The 19,758-nt window shown below is 34.8% G+C and carries 23 protein-coding genes; 6 read left to right on the plus strand and 17 right to left on the minus strand.

The genetic code is table 11. The features are described 5' to 3' along the window. The first annotated feature begins 121 nt into the window (after window positions 1-121). A complete protein-coding gene (locus E0I26_RS10150) occupies window positions 122-1,987 on the plus strand; it encodes an alpha-amylase family glycosyl hydrolase (protein WP_131916365.1) in 1,866 nt (621 codons plus the stop codon). 90 nt (window positions 1,988-2,077) lie between these two features. On the opposite strand, the gene E0I26_RS10155 is transcribed toward E0I26_RS10150, so the two are convergent. From E0I26_RS10155 to rsfS, 7 genes are all read right to left on the minus strand, one after another. Next, the gene (locus tag E0I26_RS10155; RefSeq protein WP_131916366.1) at window positions 2,078-2,851 is read right to left on the minus strand and encodes a superoxide dismutase; all 774 of its coding nucleotides are present in this window, start codon (window positions 2,849-2,851) and stop codon (window positions 2,078-2,080) included. Window positions 2,852-2,859: 8 nt separating this feature from the next. Continuing rightward, window positions 2,860-3,129: an acyl-CoA-binding protein gene (locus tag E0I26_RS10160; protein ID WP_131916367.1), complete on the minus strand. Its 270-nt coding sequence runs from the start codon at window positions 3,127-3,129 to the stop codon at window positions 2,860-2,862. A 2-nt stretch (window positions 3,130-3,131) separates the two neighbouring features. Next, the gene (locus tag E0I26_RS10165; protein ID WP_131916368.1) at window positions 3,132-3,782 is read right to left on the minus strand and encodes a phosphatidylserine decarboxylase family protein; all 651 of its coding nucleotides are present in this window, start codon (window positions 3,780-3,782) and stop codon (window positions 3,132-3,134) included. Next, window positions 3,772-4,662: a phosphatidate cytidylyltransferase gene (locus tag E0I26_RS10170; RefSeq protein WP_131916369.1), complete on the minus strand. Its 891-nt coding sequence runs from the start codon at window positions 4,660-4,662 to the stop codon at window positions 3,772-3,774. The genes E0I26_RS10165 and E0I26_RS10170 overlap by 11 nt, the downstream gene beginning before the upstream one ends. 1 nt (window position 4,663) lies before the next feature. Continuing rightward, a complete protein-coding gene (locus E0I26_RS10175; RefSeq protein ID WP_131916370.1) occupies window positions 4,664-5,266 on the minus strand; it encodes an LUD domain-containing protein in 603 nt (200 codons plus the stop codon). A gap of 116 nt (window positions 5,267-5,382) precedes the next feature. Next, complete coding sequence (gene ftsH / locus E0I26_RS10180; RefSeq protein ID WP_131916371.1) at window positions 5,383-7,311, minus strand: ATP-dependent zinc metalloprotease FtsH; 1,929 nt, start codon at window positions 7,309-7,311, stop codon at window positions 5,383-5,385. 19 nt (window positions 7,312-7,330) lie between these two features. Then, entirely contained in the window at window positions 7,331-7,702 is a 372-nt protein-coding gene (gene rsfS / locus E0I26_RS10185) for a ribosome silencing factor (protein ID WP_039109645.1), read from the minus strand. Window positions 7,703-7,799: 97 nt separating this feature from the next. Here rsfS and E0I26_RS10190 point away from each other — a divergent pair, with 97 nt between their 5' ends. Further along, on the plus strand, window positions 7,800-8,528 hold the full coding sequence (locus E0I26_RS10190) for a biotin--[acetyl-CoA-carboxylase] ligase (protein WP_131916372.1): 729 nt from the start codon (window positions 7,800-7,802) through the stop codon (window positions 8,526-8,528). 77 nt (window positions 8,529-8,605) lie between these two features. Here E0I26_RS10190 and E0I26_RS10195 read toward each other — a convergent pair whose 3' ends face one another. Both E0I26_RS10195 and pyrE read right to left on the minus strand, forming a co-directional pair. Next, complete coding sequence (locus E0I26_RS10195) at window positions 8,606-8,998, minus strand: SRPBCC family protein (protein WP_131916373.1); 393 nt, start codon at window positions 8,996-8,998, stop codon at window positions 8,606-8,608. Window positions 8,999-9,025: 27 nt separating this feature from the next. Continuing rightward, on the minus strand, window positions 9,026-9,673 hold the full coding sequence (gene pyrE, locus E0I26_RS10200; protein ID WP_131916374.1) for an orotate phosphoribosyltransferase: 648 nt from the start codon (window positions 9,671-9,673) through the stop codon (window positions 9,026-9,028). 7 nt (window positions 9,674-9,680) lie between these two features. Here pyrE and E0I26_RS10205 point away from each other — a divergent pair, with 7 nt between their 5' ends. Continuing rightward, on the plus strand, window positions 9,681-10,283 hold the full coding sequence (locus tag E0I26_RS10205) for an NUDIX hydrolase (protein ID WP_131916375.1): 603 nt from the start codon (window positions 9,681-9,683) through the stop codon (window positions 10,281-10,283). A gap of 10 nt (window positions 10,284-10,293) precedes the next feature. On the opposite strand, the gene E0I26_RS10210 is transcribed toward E0I26_RS10205, so the two are convergent. Then, a complete protein-coding gene (locus tag E0I26_RS10210) occupies window positions 10,294-12,024 on the minus strand; it encodes a M14 family metallopeptidase (protein ID WP_131916376.1) in 1,731 nt (576 codons plus the stop codon). A gap of 145 nt (window positions 12,025-12,169) precedes the next feature. Between E0I26_RS10210 and E0I26_RS10215 the strand changes: the two genes are divergently transcribed. Further along, the gene (locus tag E0I26_RS10215) at window positions 12,170-13,516 is read left to right on the plus strand and encodes a DEAD/DEAH box helicase (protein WP_131916377.1); all 1,347 of its coding nucleotides are present in this window, start codon (window positions 12,170-12,172) and stop codon (window positions 13,514-13,516) included. Between the two features lie 202 nt (window positions 13,517-13,718). Here E0I26_RS10215 and E0I26_RS10220 read toward each other — a convergent pair whose 3' ends face one another. The 5 genes from E0I26_RS10220 to E0I26_RS10240 all read right to left on the minus strand — a co-directional run bounded on the left by E0I26_RS10220 (window position 13,719) and on the right by E0I26_RS10240 (window position 16,752). Continuing rightward, a complete protein-coding gene (locus E0I26_RS10220) occupies window positions 13,719-14,297 on the minus strand; it encodes a PhnA domain-containing protein (RefSeq protein ID WP_131916378.1) in 579 nt (192 codons plus the stop codon). 309 nt (window positions 14,298-14,606) lie between these two features. Beyond that, on the minus strand, window positions 14,607-15,062 hold the full coding sequence (coaD, locus tag E0I26_RS10225; RefSeq protein WP_131916379.1) for a pantetheine-phosphate adenylyltransferase: 456 nt from the start codon (window positions 15,060-15,062) through the stop codon (window positions 14,607-14,609). Between the two features lie 115 nt (window positions 15,063-15,177). Beyond that, entirely contained in the window at window positions 15,178-15,519 is a 342-nt protein-coding gene (locus E0I26_RS10230) for a DUF5615 family PIN-like protein (RefSeq protein WP_131916380.1), read from the minus strand. Further along, window positions 15,516-15,740 carry a DUF433 domain-containing protein gene (locus E0I26_RS10235; protein ID WP_131916381.1) on the minus strand — a complete coding sequence of 75 codons (225 nt, stop codon included), beginning with the start codon at window positions 15,738-15,740 and terminating at the stop codon, window positions 15,516-15,518. Before E0I26_RS10235 ends, E0I26_RS10230 begins: the two co-directional genes overlap by 4 nt. Before the next feature lie 37 nt (window positions 15,741-15,777). Further along, complete coding sequence (locus tag E0I26_RS10240; protein WP_131916382.1) at window positions 15,778-16,752, minus strand: D-alanine--D-alanine ligase; 975 nt, start codon at window positions 16,750-16,752, stop codon at window positions 15,778-15,780. 338 nt (window positions 16,753-17,090) lie between these two features. Between E0I26_RS10240 and E0I26_RS10245 the strand changes: the two genes are divergently transcribed. Then, window positions 17,091-17,714, plus strand: a complete 624-nt coding sequence (locus E0I26_RS10245) for a PASTA domain-containing protein (RefSeq protein ID WP_131916383.1) — start codon at window positions 17,091-17,093, stop codon at window positions 17,712-17,714. Next, complete coding sequence (locus tag E0I26_RS10250) at window positions 17,704-18,747, plus strand: RluA family pseudouridine synthase (RefSeq protein WP_131916384.1); 1,044 nt, start codon at window positions 17,704-17,706, stop codon at window positions 18,745-18,747. The genes E0I26_RS10245 and E0I26_RS10250 overlap by 11 nt, the downstream gene beginning before the upstream one ends. Window positions 18,748-18,815: 68 nt before the next feature. Here the strand turns inward: E0I26_RS10250 and E0I26_RS10255 are convergent, their stop codons facing one another. Further along, window positions 18,816-19,142 (minus strand): helix-turn-helix domain-containing protein, encoded by a 327-nt coding sequence (locus E0I26_RS10255; protein ID WP_131916385.1) that lies wholly within the window; start codon window positions 19,140-19,142, stop codon window positions 18,816-18,818. Between the two features lie 4 nt (window positions 19,143-19,146). Next, entirely contained in the window at window positions 19,147-19,443 is a 297-nt protein-coding gene (locus E0I26_RS10260; protein ID WP_317126123.1) for a type II toxin-antitoxin system RelE/ParE family toxin, read from the minus strand. Window positions 19,444-19,758 lie beyond the last annotated feature (315 nt).

Raw genomic sequence — 19,758 nt, forward strand, 5'->3', positions numbered from 1 at the left:
AAAACAGAATTATTTAATTTCAAATGATATAGACTTCTTCTATTTAAAAAATATTAAATTTAAAAATTGATATTCATTTTGACATAAAAAAGATTGAAATCAACATAAATAATTTTATACGATGAAAAAAATAACTATTGTTGCAGGCATTAGCGTGGTGCTTTTAGCAACGGCTTGTAAAACGAAAGAGTTTAAAATGAACGCAGAACAGAAAGAGTCAGTCTCAAATAAAAAAGAAGTAGTGTATCAGGTTTTTACCCGATTATTCGGAAATAAAAATACCACTAATAAACCTTGGGGAACTATTGAAGAAAATGGAGTAGGGAAGTTCAACGATTTTACGGATACCGCATTACAAGAAATAAAGGATTTGGGAGTTACTTATGTTTGGTACACCGGAGTTCCGCATCATGCTTTGATACGAGATTATTCGGCTATTGGTATTTCCAATGATGACCCCGAAGTGGTAAAAGGACGAGCCGGTTCTCCTTATGCCGTAAAAGATTATTACAATGTAAATCCAGATTTGGCCGTAAATCCTGCTAATCGTTTGCAAGAATTTGAAGCTTTAATCGCGCGAACACACAAAGTAGGATTAAAGGTCATAATCGATATTGTTCCTAATCATATTGCGCGTAAATACGAAGGAAAGAATAATCCGGTTGGCGTTAGAGATTTTGGAGCTGATGATGATGTTTCTGTTGAGTATAAAAGAGATAATAACTTCTATTATATTCCAAATACGCATTTTGAAGTGCCAGATTCAGATAAACCATTAAATGGAGAGAATAATCCATTAATAGATGGTAAATTTGCAGAAAGTCCAGCAAAATGGACGGGTAACGGTTCTCGATTGGCAAAACCAGATCGTAATGATTGGTATGAAACCATCAAAGTAAATTATGGTATTCGCCTGGATGGCTCCAAAGATTTCCCTGAACTTCCTGCTGGTTTTGACACCAAATCCCATCAGGAACATTATGCTTTTTGGAAAGGAAAAGACGTACCGGATTCTTGGGATAAATTTAAAGATATTGCGTTGTATTGGGCGGCTAAAGGAGTTGATGGTTTTCGATTTGACATGGCCGAAATGGTGCCGTATGAATTTTGGAGCTACATGAATTCAGCAATTAAAACAAAAAATCCAGATGCTTTTCTATTGGCCGAAGTGTATAATCCTAAAGAATATCGAAATTACATTCACTTGGGTAAAATGGATTATTTATATGACAAAGTAGAAACCTATGATAAATTAAAAGAGATAATTCAAGGAAAATCATTGCCGGACGGATTATCAGACATACAAAGCGGAATGGCAGATATTGAGCATCACATGCTTCATTTTTTAGACAATCATGATGAGCAACGTTTGGCTAGTCCGGAATTTGCGGGAACGCCACAGAAAGGAAAACCTTTGATGGTCGTTTCCACTACCATAAGCACTTCGCCTACGATGGTTTATTTTGGACAGGAAGTAGGAGAGGCCGGAAATGAAAATGCAGGATTTGGAACGCATTCCAGAACGTCAATTTTTGATTATATTGGGGTTTCCAATCATCAACGTTGGATGAACGGAGGAAAATTTGACGGAGGTCAATTAACGCAGGATGAAAAAGACTTACGTGATTTTTACAAAAGAATATTGAATTTCTCTTTGAATAGTTCGGCATTAATGGGGAAATATCAAGAAATCCAAACGATAAATCGTAAAACGACTCAGGATTATGATCCTGGAATTTATGCTTTCACCCGTTGGTCCGATACTCAAAAACTGATTGTCATTACTAATTTTTCTGGTGCTACCACTAGCAATTTCGAATTAAAAATCCCTACAGATGTTATCCAGAAATGGAATTTGAAAGACGGAAATTATACACTTACGGATCAATTGTATCATAAAAATTCCGTTCAGTTGCAGGTATTGAATGGAGAAGGAAAAGCACAAATTACAATTGCTCCATCCGAATCGTTTATTTATCAATTGTAAAAAAGAGTCTTTTTGGTACTGACAAAATGGTAATAAAAAATGCTGATATAAATTTATATCAGCATTTTTTTATAGTTTAAAACTAGAGCATTATTTTTTTATAGCTGCATCGTAATTTTCTTCTACTTTTTTCCAATTGATTACATTGAAAAAGGCATCGATATAATTTTTTCTTCGGTATTGGTAATCCAAATAATAAGCGTGTTCCCATACGTCTAAAGCTAATATTGGAGTTCCAGGAATAAGTGCATTACTCATCAAAGGATTGTCCTGATTTGAAGTGCTGGTTACCTGAAGTTTTCCAGTTCTGTCAACCACAAGCCATGCCCAACCGGAACCAAATTGTTTTGTAGCTTCTCCTTTGAATAAAGTGGTGAAGTTTTCAAATGAACCAAAATCTTTAGTAATTGCTTCCGCTAATGTATTTGTTGGTTCACCTCCTGCTTTTGGAGCCATACATTTCCAATACAAAGAATGATTGTAAAATCCACCGGCATTGTTGCGAAGAGCAGCGTCATTAGGGTCTAATTTTGACAACACTTCTTCAATTGTCAGATTTTCTAAAGGCGTTCCTAATACAGCGCTATTCAAATTGTTAGTATAGGTAAGATAATGCTTGGAATAATGCATTTCTAAAGTAGTGGCTGATATATTGGGCGCCAACGCATTATAAGCGTAAGGTAATTTTTCTAGCTGAAATGAGCCTTCATTTGCCTTTACATCATCCGGAGATCCCATGATGGAAACACTTTGTTCCGTTGTGGGTAAAGGAACTTCGACAACCTCAGTTAATTTCTTATTGTTACAAGAAAGTAAAGTCATAAATAAAAATAAAACAGAAATTAAAAAATTCAGTTTTTTCATAATTTGTATTATTTTTTGATCAGTAAATGAATCATTTCTATGTATTGTTCTTTGGCTTGTTCTGGAGTAAGATGACTAATTTGCATCCAGGCATTGGTTTTAAAAGCATCTCTCAAATGGTATGAAGAAGTTTGTTTTAAATCTAAAGTTCCAAAAGTAGCTTGTTTATAGAAAGCATAAAGACGCAATTGTACATCTTGAGGTAAAGATGCCTGTGTCATTTCAGAGGCTATTTCTACCGCTTCTAAAAACCGAGTATCTAAATCTTTTTCAATCATGCTTATTTTGTAGCAATAATAGTTTTTCCTCCGATTGCTTTTTGATTCAATACAACATTTACTTGTGTTCCCAATGGTAAAAAGAGATCTACTCTTGAGCCAAATTTTATAAAACCGGCATCAGTTCCCTGAATTACCTGCATTCCTTCTTGGGCGTAATTTACGATTCTTTTTGCCAATGCACCTGCAATTTGACGGTATAAAACAGCGCCGAATGTTTTATTTTCGACCACTATGGTTGTTCTTTCGTTTTCTTCGCTCGCTTTTGGATGCCAAGCTACCAGGAATTTTCCAGGATGGTATTTACTGAATTTCACTAATCCACTAAGCGGATAACGAGTGACATGCACATTAATGGGCGACATAAATATGGAAATCTGCAAACGTTTGTCTTTGAAATACTCGCTTTCAAAAACTTCTTCAATAACTACAACTTTTCCATCAACAGGAGCAATGATATGATTTTCGTTTAGAATAGCAATGCGTTTTGGATTTCTGAAAAATTGCAAAATGATTATCAAAAACAACAAAGTTGCTAATTGAATAGTCATTTTAATCCAGTTCGTGTCAATAAAATTATCTGTCAGTAAAAGTACAATAGCCGTGAAAATTGTAGCTAATAAAATAGATTGGGTTCCTTCTTTATGAAACATAGTTTAAAATTTGATAAAATAAAAAAATAATTGGTGCTACAAATATAACACTATCTAATCGATCTAGTATGCCTCCATGACCAGGCATTATGTTTCCGCTGTCTTTTACGCCTGCGATACGCTTGAATTTGGATTCAATTAAGTCTCCTATAGTACCTGCAATTCCAACAATAACAGCAATAGAAGTCCAAATTAGGATTGATCGGTCACTAAATTCAGGATTGGCCTTTATGTAGTATTTTGATATTAAATAACCTGCAAAAATCGCAAAAATGATTCCGCCTAAGAACCCTTCAATTGTTTTTTTAGGGGATATTTTTTCAAATAATTTGGTTCGGCCCATAGATTTACCTACAATATAAGCAAAGGTATCATTGGTCCAGATTAAGATGAATAATCCAATTATAATTTTAGGATTATAGTCATATATTCCAAATGAAATTTTAGTGATAAATACAAATGGCAGTATAATATACCCTAATAAATAGAGGTATTTTGATGAAGTGTTTATTTTTTGAATGTTGTCATAAAATAAAAAAAGGATACACTTTATGGATACCACCAATGCAATAACCAATAAAACGACATCTAATTTTTGGATATTGATTGAAATTTCTAAATCAGTATTGAATATCTGATTGATAGTGTCTGTAGTGATTTTATTGTAATGGCTTACTAGCGTTACTGTAGTATATAAAACTGTTCCAAAAAGAATTGGAAATACTTTATGTATTTGGATTAAATTGCAAAATTCGTAAACTGCAATAATAAGAAAGATACCAAAAAGAATAAAAAAGCTTTCAGTGGAATATAAAATAGAAGCAAGTAATAATATAATATAAATCGCTCCTGATATAGCTCGTTTTAGAGTTTCATTCATCTTAAAGGTCTTCTAAAAGCAATAAATATAGATTTTTTGCTGAACTTCCGTACTGTGTAAAATCTTCTTCTTTAGCTTTCTCGAAATATTTTATTGTAGTAATGTTGGTAGGGTAATCTCTTTCGTATTTCTTTTTTATGGCGCTAAGTCCGTCGCTTTTTGCAGCAAGAATTTGGCTTGTATTCGCTATAATAATAATATTGGTAGGTAACTCGTTAGGTTTGTTTTGTTTAATTTGTTTTGAAGAGAATAAAATAGAACCTTCCTCCGCAATTAAATTTTCACAACTTGCAAGAAGAAACTTAGGATTTACAGGCTTGTTGTAGGTAAGTTTATTGTCATCAAGCATTCCAAAAAGGTTTGGTTCATAGCATAAAACTTCGCTTTCAAACCAATCGTTTTCTTCCAATATGTTTTCAAATTGTTCTTTTATTTCTTCAGAATTTTCGCAATACAAAAACTTACCACCATTTTTTTTAAAATTGTAGATAAATTTTTCATCTATAGAGGTTGCATTATCAGTATGGGATTTACTAAATTCGCTTTCTTGATCTTCCTCAGAAGCCGCATTGCTAGAACCAAAAAATTTTCTAAAAAGACTCATATTTTTGTAAAATACTATAATTTGTTATTTGAAAACGTCCAAAGATAAAAAAATCTTAATTCAAAAGTAGCTTTTGAATTAAGATTTTAAAAATAATTAAATAATTTATGTGTTTTCTAAGATACGACTTCCTCAAGATTTTTATCAAATGTTCTTTTTCCGAAAATAGCTTCTAAATCATCTTTAAATATGACTTCTTTCTCGATTAAGATATTTGCCAGTTGATTCAGTTTGTCTTTATTTTCTTCTAATATTTGAATCGCTCTTTGGTATTGACCTTCAATTAGTAATGAGATTTCTTCGTCAATAACTCTGGCCGTTTCTTCTGAATACGGTTTAGAAAAATTGTATTCGCTTTGTCCGGTTGAATCGTAATAGGTTACGTTACCAATTTTTTCATTCAAACCATAAACCGTTACCATAGCACGGGCTTGTTTGGTCACTTTTTCTAAATCGCTTAATGCACCAGTCGAAATTCTGTCGAAAGTTACTTTTTCAGCAGCTCTTCCTCCCATAGTCGCACACATTTCGTCTAGCATCTGATCCGGACGAACAATTAAACGTTCTTCTGGCAAATACCAAGCGGCTCCTAAACTTTGTCCTCTAGGAACAATGGTTACTTTAATTAATGGAGCTGCATGTTCCAGCATCCAACTAACTGTTGCGTGACCCGCTTCATGAATAGCGATCGCTTTCTTTTCTTCGGGAGTTACAATTTTATTTTTCTTCTCAAGACCACCTACAATTCTGTCAACAGCATCAAGGAAATCTTGTTTGTCAACCGCAGTTTTGTTGTTTCTTGCAGCAATCAAAGCAGCTTCATTACACACATTTGCAATATCAGCACCAGAAAAACCTGGAGTTTGTTTGGCTAAAAAGTCAGTGTCTAATCCTTCTACTTTTTTCAAAGGTGCAAGGTGTACTTTAAAAATTTCAGCACGTTCCCGAATGTCTGGTAAGTCTACAAAAATTTGTCTGTCAAAACGGCCTGCACGCATTAATGCTTTGTCCAGGACATCAGCTCTGTTTGTCGCAGCCAAAACAATTACATTAGAATTAGTGCCAAAACCGTCCATTTCTGTCAGTAATTGGTTCAAAGTATTCTCACGTTCGTCATTTCCGCCGGACATATTGCTTTTTCCTCTGGCTCTACCTACAGCGTCAATTTCGTCAATAAATATAATGGCAGGAGATTTTTCTTTAGCTTGTTTGAATAAATCACGCACACGGGATGCACCCACACCCACAAACATTTCAACAAAATCAGAACCGGATAAAGAGAAGAATGGTACTTGCGCTTCACCAGCTACAGCTTTTGCCAATAGGGTTTTTCCAGTTCCCGGAGGTCCAACCAGTAAAGCTCCTTTTGGTATTTTTCCACCCAGATTAGTGTATTTTTCAGGATTTTTCAGGAATTCAACAATTTCTTGTATCTCTTCTTTTGCTCCTTCTAAACCGGCCACATCTTTAAAAGTAGTTTTGATATCTGTTTTTTCATCAAAAAGTTTAGCTTTTGATTTCCCTATGTTAAAAATCTGTCCGCCACCGCCACCAGCGCCACCACCGGACATTTTTCTCATGATAAATATCCAAACAGCTATAATGATAATGATTGGCAATAAACTGATTAAAATATCCGACCAATTATTTTTGGGTAAGAAATTAAAATCTTTCAATTTGCCTTCAGCAACTGCTTTTTCCAGTTTGTTTTGGAATATTTGGTCGTTACCAATATCAAAAGTATAATGAGGCCCTTTGTTGGGTCTGTCAAAAACGTCTTTAGAAACTTTCTTGTGTGCTGCAACTTTCAATGCTGTTGCGTTAAGAAAAACTTCAGCTTCTGTTTTATTGTAAACTATAACTTTTTCGATCTGGCCTTTTTCTAAATAATCGTTAAATTTAGAAGAAGTTAATTGACCTGGTTCGTTTAAACTAGAACCGCCAGTTATAAAACTTATAAACAAGAAAATTAATAATATTGCAGTATAAATTAACCAAGGGCTTATTTTAAACTTATTCGAATTTGGATTATTATCTTTAGCCATTACTAGGAGTTATGTTTCTTTAGTATTTGTTTTCAATGGTAGTTATTTTTGCATCGCCCCATAAACTTTCGATGTTGTAGTATTCACGGATGTGTTTTTGAAATACATGAACTACAATATTTACATAATCCATTAGTACCCATTCGGCATTATCAGTTCCTTCAACATGCCAAGGCTTGTCTTTTAATTCTTTAGAAACTGTTTTTTGAATGGAGTTGACTATAGCGTTAACTTGTGTATTTGAATTACCATTGCAGATGATGAAATAGTCGCATACCGCGGTATCTATTTCTCTTAAATCAAGAATATCAATATCATTTCCTTTTACCTCTTCTATCCCCTTAATGATGTTCGCCAATAGAACGTCATTATTTATAGTCTTTTTCGCCATGAATTATTTTTATATATAAGTTTGTAAAGTTACCATTTTTTGTGATTATTTTTGAACCTTAACATAATATTAAATTCTGTTTCACAAAAAAACGTATATGAAACTAATCAAACTCGATGCCATAGATTCTACAAACGAATTCCTTAAAGGGTTATCGAATAAACAAGAGCTTGAAAACTTTACTATTGTAACTGCTGAGAACCAAACAAAGGGGAAAGGTCAAATGGGTGCTGTTTGGGCTTCTGAGGCGAGTAAAAACTTAATAATGAGTGTTTTGGTTAAGGATTTTTTATCGAATATTTGTCAGATTTTCAATCTGAATATAGCGGTTTCACTTGCTGTAATGGAAGTTTTAGAATCATTTAAGATTCCCGATCTTAGTATAAAATGGCCTAACGACATAATGTCATACAACAAAAAAATAGGTGGCATTTTGATTGAAAACAGCATCAAAAGTGACGGAACTATTGTTTCTATTGTAGGTTTAGGACTAAATGTGAATCAAACCAATTTTGAAAATCTACCAAAAGCCTCTTCTTTAGCGGTTATTTGTGCTGCGAAATTTGATAAAGAGGAACTCCTTTTTTCTATTTGTGACGCAATAGAAAAAAATGTAAAGTTGTGCAAACACAATCCTGCCGTTTTATGGTCTGGTTATAGTAATAAATTATATAAGAAAGGAATACCGATGCCTTTTTCAGATCAAAATAATTGCAATTTTATGGGGATTATTCAAGGGGTTTCTGCTGTTGGGAAACTTGAAATTCTTCTGGAAGATGACAGTATTGCTGAATTTGATATTAAAGAAATTCAAATGTTGTATTAACTACTGATTATTGCAATTAAATAAGAAACCCTTTCAGTTTGCACTAAAAGGGTTTCTTATTTATTTTAAGCTATTTTTTACAATTTAGTCATATTTCCGGCTAAAGTTTCGATGAATTTTCCAATTGGACCTTTTATCATCATAGCCATCATAGGATTGAAATCACCTTCGAAATCAAGTTTTACAGCACTGGAGTTGTCAGAAACAGTATCTATGTTTGCTATCAATGTAAATGGAAGTTTATCACTCGCCGCACCCAAAACAATTTTGCTTGGAGCCACTTTTTCTTTCATTTTCAGCTTAATTTCTGGCATTCCTTTTAATCCAAAAATAAAAGCATCGTCACCAATAACTTCAAATTTAGCAATGTTTTCGGGCATTAATTTTTCGAAGTTCTTTACATCACTCAATAAATCAAACAATTCTTGAGCTGATTTTGAGACACTAACTTTTGGACTTTCTAAGTTCATATTTCCGGTATTTTATTTTATGTTTTTTTAAACTTCAATATTCCAAGTGGATGGACTCACATTCCATTCTCTTAAAGTCTGTTCTTCCTCTTCCGTAATATATCTTTTGGCTACAGCCAAATTCAATAAATTTTGATAATTACTTAGCGTGTATAAATCCAGGTGCGCATTTTTGAAATTTTCATCAGCAACATCAAAACCGTAGGTAAAGATTGCTGCCATTCCTTTTACATTCGCTCCAGCTTCACGTAAAGCTTCAACGGCAAGTAAACTACTGTTTCCCGTACTGATCAAATCTTCTACAACAATTACATTTTGTCCTTTTTGTAAAAAACCTTCTACTTGGTTTAGTCTTCCGTGCTTTTTTGGTTCTGGGCGAACATACACAAATGGTAATCCCAAACTTTCCGCTACCAGCATTCCAATTCCTATTGCACCAGTGGCTACACCGGCAATAACATCTGGTTTACCAAATTGTTTCTCAATATTTTTGGAAAATTCATCCCGCACATAATTCCTTACGGCTGGAAATGAGAGGATTAATCGGTTGTCACAATAAATAGGCGATTTCCATCCAGAAGCCCATGTAAAAGGATTTCTTGGATTCAATTTAATTGCATTTATTTGCAAAAGAAATTCGGCTGTTTTTTCGGCTGTATCTTTATTAAAAATCATAGTACAAATGTATAAAGTTTTTGTTAACGACAAACCACTTTTTTTGACAAATCACATCTCTAAGGAGACCGATTTTCAATTGTTTTTGTTAGAAAGTATTGACATAGAGCAACTTATAGTAAAAATATTTCAAAATAAAATTCAAAAAGCATACTTGTATCATCCTGATGAAAGCGTGATTATGAAGACTTTGAAAGCAAAAATACCTGTTACCAAAGCTGGTGGCGGTTTAGTTTACAATAAAAAAGGCGAAGTTTTATTCATTTTTAGAAACGGAAAATGGGATTTACCCAAAGGCGGAATCGAAAAAGGAGAAGAAATTGATGCCACAGCCATGCGTGAAGTAGAGGAAGAGACTGGTGTAAATGGCTTGAAAATATCCCATAAACTTCAAAAAACCTATCACGTTTTTAGGCGTAATGGAAAATACAAGTTGAAAATTACGCATTGGTTCGAAATGCAATCTGATTTTGAAGGAACACCACAAGGACAATTAGAAGAAGGAATCGAAAAGGTGGCTTGGATGAATCCGGAACAAATTAAAGAGGCATTAAAAAACTCTTACGAGAACATAAAATTATTATTTGAAGAAGAAAAGCTCCTGAAATAGGAGCTTTTCTTTATTTTAAGACGCGATACACCGGATATTGTAAATGCGCCTTTTCATAATAAACCGAATGTTTATAAATCCAATCCAGTTGTGCTTCGGGGTTATTAATAAAATTGATGTCGCTTTGTTTTTTATGTTCAAATTCGGCGCTTAATTTGGGATTTTCTTTTAAAATCTGTGTAGCGGAATCTTCAAAAACATAATCTGAATAGCCTTCTTTTTGTTGCAACATCGTATCGAAAAAGTTCCAGTTGAAAAAAGAATCTATTGCTTCCGGCTCCAGTGTTTCCAATAGGTATTTTATTCCCTTTTGTTGTGTGGGAATAACGTAATCTCCTTTGGCGAAAGCCACTTTCTCCATTTTAGAAGTTACCGTTGTATTTCTGTGTAAATAATGCCCTTCATACGCGGAATTTGTCGTTTTAAAGTCCGCGATTTTATAACTTTCGACTTCAATTATGGTATCATTTTTTAGTTGACGATATGAAATAGTATTGCTCTTTAATAATTCAATTACAGGCCAAAAACCTCTTGGAATTATATACGCTTCCGGAATGATTATTTCTTTTACTGATTTGAATTCCTTGCTGTACGGAATGTCTTTTTTGAATGGTTTTGTTTTGTCATAAAACAAGCGATTTCCTGATGTTACGTCACTTTTTTTGTAACTGGCTTCATAGCCTAAAAACGAAAAAGGAATCGTTTTTGTACTGTCAATTTCCCATTTTATAGTGTAGGATTGCTTTGGTTTATACTGCTCTTCATTTTTCAATCGCAGTTGTTTGATTTTTTGGTAATTCATATCCGTAAAATCGATCGCAGAGCGCATGTATTCATACGTCACTTTCACGCGATTGGCATATTTTTTAAGCATGTGCGTTTCTACCACAAAACCAATGGTATTGAACAATGAAGTGTAACCTGTTGCAAATCGCGGGCTTTCAAAAAATTGTCCGAAACCTTTGTCCGGAGTGTCCTGAAAAGCATTAACATAAGGCGTAGTTTCGATGTTCTTTTTTTGTAAATCTTTGACCAAAGCGGGCATCATTTCAGTGTTTAAAAAATCACCTAAAACGGTTCCCAATTTATTATGTTGGGTCATAATGTACGTGAGTTTGTATTGGTAATCTGCGCCATTGCTGACGTGATTGTCAATAAAAACATCCGCATTTATTTTATGAAAAATTTCTACAAAACTTTTCGTGTTTCGGGTATCGGACTTGATGAAATCCCGATTCAAATCATAGTTTCTGGCATTGCCACGAAAGCCATAAATTTCCGGTCCGTCCTGATTGGCTCTTGAAGTGGAGTTTCTGTTTAAAGCGCCTCCAATATTATACACCGGAATACAAACGATAACCGTGTTTTTTGGCGCTTTTATTTTGCCCAAAGCTAAATCTCTAAACAGTTGCATACTGGCGTCAATTCCGTCCGGTTCGCCTGCGTGAATGCCGTTATTGAGCAAAATTACCGCTTTGTTTTTTTGGATGGTTCCAAAATCAAATTGTTTTTCCGGATTAAAAACAACCATGTGCAATGGTTCGCCGCTGTCTGTCAATCCCATTTTTTGCATTTCGATAGTAGGAAAATCATCCGCCAGAAGTTTGTAGTAAGCGATTGTTTCTTGATAACTAGCAGATTGATTTCCATTGCCTTTTTCGAAAAAAGTATCGTATTTATTCGTTTTTTGTGCCAATGAACTGATGGAGAATAGTAAAAAAAGGAATGTGAAAAATCTCATATTTCGGTTTTTAAATTGAATCTCAAATGTAGCTTTTTTTCGATACGTATAGAAATGATACGACTAAAAGGAAACTCCTGATTTAAATGAATGAAAATTTATAATTCAAAATTCATAACTCAGAATTAAAAATTACCTTTGCAAAATGAATAAGAAACACCATTCGAACAATATACTTTTGAATTTAGGCATCGAAAGCCTGAACGAAATGCAGGAAGTAGCACAAGATACAATCCTGAATGACAATAATGTTTTATTGCTTTCGCCAACAGGTTCCGGAAAAACTTTGGCTTTTTTGTTGCCCATTTTAGAAATGTTACAACCCGAAATTCAATCGGTTCAATGTTTAATTCTGGTTCCATCACGTGAATTAGGATTACAGATTGAGCAAGTTTGGAAAAAAATGGGAACTGATTATAAAGTAAATGTGTGCTACGGCGGACATTCCATTGATACTGAAATTAAGAATTTAAGCAATCCTCCAGCAGTTTTAATAGGAACTCCGGGAAGAATTGCAGATCATATCGACAGAGGAACTTTCCGAGTGGATAAAATTCAAACGTTGATTTTGGATGAATTTGATAAATCATTGCAATTGGGTTTCCATGAGCAAATGTCATTTATCATTGGAAAATTAACGAAACTGAACAAACGCGTTTTGGTTTCGGCAACTTCCGATATTGAGATTCCTAGATACACGCGAGTGGTGAATCCAACGATTTTGGATTTCATTCCAGAAAACGAAGAAGAAACGAATCTTTCGATGAAAATGGTCGTTTCAAAGGAAAAAGACAAAATAGGAAGTTTGTTTAATTTGATTTGTTCGTTGAAATCGCAGTCGGCTATTGTTTTTTGCAACCATCGTGATGCTGCAGAACGCATAAGCGACACGTTGAACGAAAAAGGAATTTATGCCACCTATTATCATGGCGGAATGGATCAGGACGAAAGAGAACGCGCGCTAATCCAGTTTAGAAATGGAAGTGTAAGTTATTTAATCACAACTGATTTAGCTGCCCGTGGACTTGATATTCCTGAAATGAATCACGTAATTCATTATCATTTACCGGCCAAAGAAGACGAATTTACCCATAGAAACGGACGTACAGCACGTATGTTAGCTTCCGGAACTGCTTATGTCATTACTCATGAAAGTGAGAAAAAAATGGATTATATCGATTATGGTATGGAAGCTTTGAAAATCGAAAACTCTACTTCATTACCAAAACCACCTGAATTTCAAACAATTTACATCAGTGGCGGGAAGAAAAATAAACTGAATAAAATTGATATCGTAGGTTTCTTTTCCCAAAAAGGAAAATTAGAAAAAGGCGATTTAGGATTAATCGAAGTGAAAGATTTTATTTCGTTTGCTGCCGTGAAATTCAATAAAGTAAAAGATTTATTGCACGCTATTAAAGACGAAAAAATGAAAGGCAAGAAATTTAAAATCGAAGTCGCTCGAAAAGTGATTAAGAAGGAAGAGGAATAGTGAGTAGTTAAATGTGATTAGTGAATGGTTTTTAAGTATTCAAGGGTCAGTTTTTTGTATTCATCAAAAAATAAAAAAATCGTTAGCAGTAAATTTTACTACTAACGATTTTTAATTTATAAAAGATATTTTTTTAGAGATATTCAGTAACTAGAAATACCTATCTGTATACTATTCACCTTTCACTACTCACTGAAATGAGCTATATCTTTTTCACGTATTGTGTAATGATAACAATCTGTTGACCATCTACTTTTCCTTCAATGTATTCCGCATTTTCGTGGTCCAGTCTAATGTTACGCACTGCAGTTCCTTGTTTGGCCACCATGCTTGAACCTTTTACTTTCAAATCTTTGATTAAAACGACTGAATCGCCATGTTCCAAGATTACGCCGTTACTATCACGGTGAATCACTTTGTTTTCATCATCTTCACCTTCGCCAGTTGCTTGTGCCCAAGCCAAAGTATCTTCGTCTAAATACATTTGATCCAATAATTCTTGAGGCCATCCCGCTGCACGCAAACGGCTTAACATTCTCCACGCGACAACTTGTACCGCGGTATGTTCGCTCCACATACTGTCATTCAAACATCTCCAATGATTTAAATCTACGTTATCCGGATTTTCAATTTGGTCGACACAGGTGCTGCAAGCCATGATACTTTCGTCAAGTCCACCTTTTTTGGTTGGTAATACTTGATATACTTTTAGGTTTTCGGTTGCACCACAAAGTTCACATTTCGATCCACTACGTTTACTTAATTCTCTTTCTATACTCATTGTTTGATGGCTTTTATTTTTTGGTGAAATTACGGCTTATTGCCTCGTTTCACAAATTTATATGGTTACTGTTTATTTGTCAAGTCGAGTGCAATGCCATTAAGGTTATGAATTCGTCAGTTCGAGTTGAGTAGAAATTTGCGATAGAAAATTTCTGCGAAGTATCGAGAACCCTTACCTTTTAAAGGCTTCTCGATACAATTTTAAACATTAAAGCTTTCGCATTAATGTTCAAAATCACTCGAAGTGACGTGTTGAAACAGCTTAACTTAATAACATTGCGCTCGACTTGACAAAATCTATTTAAAATTATTTCACTCGAACGGCATCGGGGACCAGCATTTCATATTGACCTCCATTGCGGATTACATCTCTCACAATACTGGAACTGATATACGAAGTTCTTGCAGCAGTCAATAAAAACACGGTTTCTATTTTTGATAAACGGCGATTGGTGTGGGCGATTGCTTTTTCAAATTCGAAATCAGCTGGATTGCGCAAACCACGAAGGATAAAATCCGCTTTTATTCTGTGGCACAAATCAATGGTCAAACCTTCATAGGTAATCACCGAAACTTTAGGTTCATTTTTGAAGGTTTCTTCGATAAAACGTTTTCTTTCTTCCAGTGAAAACATGTATTTTTTTTCGGCATTGATACCAATGGCAATTACGATTTCATCAAATAGTGAAATACTTCTTTTGATGATGTCTTCATGTCCTAATGTAATTGGGTCAAATGAACCCGGGAATATGGCTTTTCTCATTTATTTTTTTTCTATTTTGTCATTCCGACAGAGGAGGAATCTCATTATGTGGGTTTTCTCCTTTGTCGAAATGAATTTTATGCTGAAATAGTGTCAATTAAATTGGAACTATTAATCATTTGATTTCCAAACAAGCGATTTCGGAATAAGCAGCGGAACCGATAAAATCTTTAATGATTGAATTTCTTGAGTTTATAATATCTGCCAGAAAATCAGTTTTAGTATTACCAAAGCGCAGCCAAATTATTTTTGGCGGATGTCCTTTAAAATTGGATAAATCAAAAAAATCAGCATCAAAAGTTACAATAGTAAATTTATTTTCTTTTGCAAATTTCCATATTTCAACATCTGAATAATTTTCAATTCCGAGTTGTCTGACTTGTTTTGCTTCAGGAAAATTTGCTTCAATCTTAGAGATGATTCTAAAAGAAATATTTTGGTCAAACAACAAACTCACGATGCGATTTGGATTTTATGTTCTCTATCGGCAGCGTAGGCAAGACAAGCTTTGATTTGATTTTCGTCAAGTTCAGGAAAGTCTTCAATGATTTCATTTATAGACATTCCGTTGGCGAGCCAATTTAAAACATCAAAAACCGTAATTCTGGTTCCAATTATTGTTGGTTTACCAAAACGAACTGCTGAATTTATTGCAATATATTGTTTGTAATCAATCATAATGATTTTGTTTTATACAAAGTTAACGAATAATCCGTTATTCAGGCAAAGCCAACTCAATCGCATTGCTAAACAAATCCTCCAATGAAATTCCTGCGGCTTTGGCTTGTTGCGGAATCAAACTTTCCGTTGTTAATCCCGGAATAGTGTTCATTTCCAACATGTGTGGTTCTCCGTTTACCAATATAAATTCGCTTCGGGAGAAACCTCTCATTTTGAGGACTTCGTAAGCGCGTTTGGCTATTTCGCTTACTTTTTGGGTCATTTCATCCGAGATTCTGGCAGGTGTGATTTCTTGTGATTTACCCAAATATTTGGCTTCATAATCGAAGAAATCATTGTCAGAAACAATTTCGGTGATGGGTAAAACGGTTACAGTTCCTTTGTAATTGATGACTCCTACAGAAACTTCGGTGCCGTCAAGGAAACTTTCTATGATGATTTCGTTGTCTTCTTTGTAAGCGACTTCTATGGCTATTGGCAATTCATCGATGCTTTTTACTTTGGAAATTCCAAAACTGGAACCTGCTTTATTGGGTTTTACAAAACAAGGCAGACCAACTTTAGCTACAATTTCGTCAGTATTTATAGCATCGCCTTTGTTTAGGTAATAGGAAGTGGCGGTTTTTATTCCGTATGGTTTTAAAACGGATAATAAATCACGTTTGTTGAATGTTAGCGCGGCTTGATAATAATCGCAGGAGGTTTGCGGAATATGCAATAATTCGAAATACGCCTGCATCAATCCGTCTTCGCCAGGAGTTCCATGAATGGCATTGAAAACACAGTCGAATGTTATTTTGTTACCATCAACAGTAACTGAAAAATCATTTTTATCAATTGGGAATTCGGCGTCATTAGCATCAACATAGACCCATTTTTCTTTAAAAATATGGATTCGGAATCCGTTGTATTTCGTTTTGTCCAGAAATTGATATACGACGTTTCCGCTGATAAGTGAGATTTTATACTCGCTGGAATATCCGCCCATGATGATGGCAATGTTTTTCATATTTTTTTGTTTGATTATTGTGATATTTTAATCCATAAAAACCACCCCGCCTTTCAGGCACCCCTCCAGAGGAGGGGAAGTCGTACGCATTCACATTCCCCTCTTTTGGAGGGGTGCCCATCGGGCGGGGTGGTTTTTTAGATGTTGTAATGGGAAAGGTTTCTTTTGAAAACGAATTCCCTAGCCCCGATAGTAGTGGAAATCCTTTTTATCAGCCTTTTTGGCGGATAAAAAGATTGCAACGAATAGCGGGAAATAGCTCCAAAAAGCATTAAACAAAATTATCATTTTTTTTGAAACGAAATAGCTTTATCTTTGCCACATATAAAAATAAATTTATGAGTTTACGTAAGTATCTTACCAGCCGTGTCTTTTTTGGGCAAGTATTAATTGCTCTTGCCATTATTGCCGCTTTGGGCTATTTGTTTATGCATTGGTTGACTTTTACAACAGATCATGGTCATGAAATTGCCGTTCCGAATTTGAGTAAATTGACTGAAGAGCAAGTGGAGGAAAAGCTGGATGAGTTGGATTTAGATTATGTGCTTTTGGATAGTGTGGATTATAGAAGTGATTTTCCGCAATTCAGTGTGGTAGAGCAAGATCCATCGCCGGGTACAAAGGTAAAAGTAGGTAGAAAAATATACATAAAAATAAATACTTCGGGATTTTCATCCGTGCGAATTCCTGATTTGATTGAAAAAACATATCGTGAAGCGGTGCCTACATTGAAAGCATTGGGGCTTGAGGAAGGAACGGTTACGTATGTTCCAAATCTTGGAAAAGACATGGTATTGGAAATGCGTTTCAAAGGAAGAAACCTGAAAGTAGGGGACAGAGTCTTGAAATCATCCAAAATTGATTTGGTTTTAGGAGACGGAAAAATGAGTTATGAAGAAGAAGAAAGTGCTGCGGATACTCTGGTTGCACCAATAGAAGAAACACCAGTTGATGAACAATAATATAGATACAATAGATTTAGAAGACGAGTTATTTGAACATTTTAGATTTGAAGTTCCCAAAGGCCAAGCGTCCTTGCGAATTGATAAATACTTGATGAGCCTAATTCAAAATGCAACTCGCAATAAAATACAAACCGCTGCTACCGAAGGAAATATTTTTGTAAACGACGCTACGGTAAAGTCGAATTACAAGGTAAAAGCCAATGATGTGGTTCGTGTTATGTTATCGCATCCTCCTTTTGAAAATAGGGTAGATCCCGAAGATATTCCGTTAGATATTGTTTATGAAGATGCTACGCTTTTATTGATTAATAAGCCGCCAGGATTGGTGGTGCATCCCGGTCACGGGAATTATACGGGAACATTAGTGAATGCGTTGGCTTTTCATTTTGAGAATTTACCCATGAACAGCAGTGAACGTCCCGGATTAGTGCATCGAATTGATAAAGATACTTCGGGTTTATTGGTGATTGCCAAAACCGAAGCAGCGATGACGCATCTTGCCAAGCAATTTGAAGCTAAAACTTCCGAAAGAGAGTATGTGGCTTTGGTTTGGGGAAATGTAGTCGAAGAGAAAGGAACGATTGAAGGAAACTTAGCAAGACACTTGAAAGATCGCATGCAAATGGCGGTTTTTGCTGATCCGGAAATAGGGAAACCTGCCGTGACGCATTATAAAGTGTTGGAGCGTTTTGGATACGTTACGTTGATTTCGTGTCAACTAGAAACCGGAAGAACGCACCAGATTCGGGCACACTTGAAACACATAGGTCATCCGCTTTTTAATGACGAGCGTTATGGTGGTCATTTGATTTTGAAAGGAACTACGTTTACGAAATACAAACAATTTATAGACAACTGTTTCAAAGCTTTGCCAAGACAGGCTTTACACGCCAAAACATTAGGCTTTGTACATCCTACAACCGGCGAGATGATGCGTTTTGATACGGAACTTCCGCAGGATTTTCAGGATTGTATCGAGAAATGGAGAGGCTATTCAAAATCCCATGGTACAGACGAAGTAGAAGAATAAAATATGAAAAGCCCCGTATCGGGGCTTTTTTTGTTTCTAGTCTCAAAGTCGAGACTTAGTGCAACTGTCTAAGTTAATTGCAAATTCTGTTTTTCAATTGTCACATTAAAATTTATATCCGCTTTTAATGCTTTAAAAACTTTCAATATTGTGTCAATCGTTGCACTATTTGTACTGCTTTCAAGTTTAGAAATCTGTGATTTTTTGACACCAACAAGTTCTCCCAATTGTTCTTGAGTTAAATTTCGTTCTTGTCGGGCTTTTTTTATCATACGACCTAAAATATCCATACGAAGTTCATATTCGTATTTTTCTCTTTCTTCAGTGCCAATGTTTCCGATATATTTATCTTTCATTTCTGAAAGTGAAGTTGATTTCATTTCTGTAGTTGCCATGGTATTACTTTTTTGGTTTATTTTCAAAATATTTTGCTCTTATTTTACTTGCTCTTTCTATTTCGTTTGTGGGAACTTTGTCTACTTTTTTTACAAATCCATGAGTTGCAAAAACTAGCGTATTTTTATCATCTGTTTTGTCCCAAAAGGCCAACAATCTAATTTGAAGTCCGCCAAATCTTGTTCTAAACTCCCAAATATCATGCTGTAATTTTTTGAATAATTTTGGGTCGTTGGTTTGTTCTGCAATGTCAATGGTATAGAAAACTTTGGAAATCGTTTTTTGGTCCAGTTTTGCTATAAATTTCTAGGCTTCTTCTAAAAATCTTGTTTCGAAATATTTCAAACGTTTAATTTTTTATAAAGATATTAAAGTTTCTAAATTTAGAAACTTTTAGTGCATTTTTGATTTTTGAAAGTTGATATACAAGAGTTGTAATTTTGTGAATTGTAGTTTGTCTTGATTACTGTTGTGGGCGCAAAGTCAGAGACATTTGCGCAGCGTATACAAAGAAATACTTTGCGGAGCAGGGGATTTATTTTCGGATTTGCCTAATCATCACAAATACAAATCCAACTTTCCATTAAGCCAATTACCCAAATCCGTTGTAGTAGC

The organism is Flavobacterium rhamnosiphilum, from assembly GCF_004349195.1.
GTDB classification, from domain to species: domain Bacteria; phylum Bacteroidota; class Bacteroidia; order Flavobacteriales; family Flavobacteriaceae; genus Flavobacterium; species Flavobacterium rhamnosiphilum.

Excerpts from the sequence above, each read along its gene's own strand:
- E0I26_RS10250 (WP_131916384.1), top strand. The coding sequence starts at position 17,704 with ATGAACAATAATATAGATACAATAGATTTAGAAGACGAGTTATTTGAA.
- E0I26_RS10150 (WP_131916365.1), top strand. The coding sequence starts at position 122 with ATGAAAAAAATAACTATTGTTGCAGGCATTAGCGTGGTGCTTTTAGCA.
- E0I26_RS10160 (WP_131916367.1), bottom strand. The coding sequence starts at position 3,129 with ATGATTGAAAAAGATTTAGATACTCGGTTTTTAGAAGCGGTAGAAATA.
- E0I26_RS10195 (WP_131916373.1), bottom strand. The coding sequence starts at position 8,998 with ATGAACTTAGAAAGTCCAAAAGTTAGTGTCTCAAAATCAGCTCAAGAA.
- E0I26_RS10240 (WP_131916382.1), bottom strand. The coding sequence starts at position 16,752 with ATGAAAAACATTGCCATCATCATGGGCGGATATTCCAGCGAGTATAAA.
- E0I26_RS10170 (WP_131916369.1), bottom strand. The coding sequence starts at position 4,662 with ATGAATGAAACTCTAAAACGAGCTATATCAGGAGCGATTTATATTATA.
- E0I26_RS10235 (WP_131916381.1), bottom strand. The coding sequence starts at position 15,740 with ATGATTGATTACAAACAATATATTGCAATAAATTCAGCAGTTCGTTTT.
- E0I26_RS10255 (WP_131916385.1), bottom strand. The coding sequence starts at position 19,142 with ATGGCAACTACAGAAATGAAATCAACTTCACTTTCAGAAATGAAAGAT.
- E0I26_RS10165 (WP_131916368.1), bottom strand. The coding sequence starts at position 3,782 with ATGTTTCATAAAGAAGGAACCCAATCTATTTTATTAGCTACAATTTTC.
- E0I26_RS10210 (WP_131916376.1), bottom strand. The coding sequence starts at position 12,024 with ATGAGATTTTTCACATTCCTTTTTTTACTATTCTCCATCAGTTCATTG.
- ftsH (WP_131916371.1), bottom strand. The coding sequence starts at position 7,311 with ATGGCTAAAGATAATAATCCAAATTCGAATAAGTTTAAAATAAGCCCT.
- E0I26_RS10190 (WP_131916372.1), top strand. The coding sequence starts at position 7,800 with ATGAAACTAATCAAACTCGATGCCATAGATTCTACAAACGAATTCCTT.
- E0I26_RS10155 (WP_131916366.1), bottom strand. The coding sequence starts at position 2,851 with ATGAAAAAACTGAATTTTTTAATTTCTGTTTTATTTTTATTTATGACT.
- E0I26_RS10245 (WP_131916383.1), top strand. The coding sequence starts at position 17,091 with ATGAGTTTACGTAAGTATCTTACCAGCCGTGTCTTTTTTGGGCAAGTA.
- E0I26_RS10215 (WP_131916377.1), top strand. The coding sequence starts at position 12,170 with ATGAATAAGAAACACCATTCGAACAATATACTTTTGAATTTAGGCATC.
- E0I26_RS10220 (WP_131916378.1), bottom strand. The coding sequence starts at position 14,297 with ATGAGTATAGAAAGAGAATTAAGTAAACGTAGTGGATCGAAATGTGAA.
- rsfS (WP_039109645.1), bottom strand. The coding sequence starts at position 7,702 with ATGGCGAAAAAGACTATAAATAATGACGTTCTATTGGCGAACATCATT.
- E0I26_RS10205 (WP_131916375.1), top strand. The coding sequence starts at position 9,681 with ATGTATAAAGTTTTTGTTAACGACAAACCACTTTTTTTGACAAATCAC.
- E0I26_RS10175 (WP_131916370.1), bottom strand. The coding sequence starts at position 5,266 with ATGAGTCTTTTTAGAAAATTTTTTGGTTCTAGCAATGCGGCTTCTGAG.
- coaD (WP_131916379.1), bottom strand. The coding sequence starts at position 15,062 with ATGAGAAAAGCCATATTCCCGGGTTCATTTGACCCAATTACATTAGGA.
- pyrE (WP_131916374.1), bottom strand. The coding sequence starts at position 9,673 with ATGATTTTTAATAAAGATACAGCCGAAAAAACAGCCGAATTTCTTTTG.